The organism is Coprococcus intestinihominis (genome assembly GCF_040096555.1).
Taxonomy (GTDB): domain Bacteria; phylum Bacillota; class Clostridia; order Lachnospirales; family Lachnospiraceae; genus Coprococcus_A; species Coprococcus_A intestinihominis.
The window spans coordinates 1-756 of record NZ_JBBMEK010000505.1; the positions used below are offsets into that span (position 1 = coordinate 1).

The window sequence follows — 756 nt, forward strand, 5'->3', positions numbered from 1 at the left end:
AGATAAGCACACATCCTGTCTGCCGCCCCTTCTGAAAGATAATGGTCATATATATTCTCCAGTCCAAACAACTGCCCCGCATTGATATTTCTCTGCAAATGATGGCCCATGGACAGCATCTGTATCATTCGCACTGCCATCGGCACGTTTTCATTTTCTATCAGTTTCCAGAAAGCATCCCGGCCGTCTAAAAGCTGTGAAAAAAGCAGTTCATCAAAATCCCCATAGTCCTCTGAATGCCCTTTTTTCTCATCATAAATGAGATTCAGTCTGTCCTGTGACAAAATCATCCGCGCTGCCTCCGGGCATGACAAAGACAATGACAATTCCCTGACATTTTCATATTCTTCTTCATGCCTCGGATACTGTCTACATGTTTTACAAAACAGTTTTTTCCCGGCTTCCGTATAAATATCGCAGAGATTTTCCTCATTTAGGAAAGCACATCTTCTGTCATACTGCTTAAAACTTTTTCTCTTAAAATTAATTGAATTGCGCAGACGATTACCGAAACCGCCGGGATATTTCTTATACTTTTCAAGGGTTTTGTCATCAATGACAATCTCCCATCCCGCACAGCACGTATCCGGACATTCTCCGCCGATACATGTAAACTGCCGGTAATAATCCGGATATACATACTCCATTGTCGTCACTCCCTGTTGTCTTTTTATTATTTACTAAAACTTCCCACACCGATACGGTGTGTTGAACCTTGAAAATTCAATATTTCAGCCAATAAAAAAGGCATAAACC

Annotated in this window: 1 protein-coding gene; it reads right to left on the reverse strand. The window is 41.3% G+C overall.

The annotated features are described in order from the left end of the window. A partial coding sequence (gene fliB, locus WMO25_RS18505; protein WP_349086729.1) for a flagellin lysine-N-methylase occupies window positions 1-647 on the reverse strand: 647 nt, incomplete at its 3' end. Window positions 648-756 lie beyond the last annotated feature (109 nt).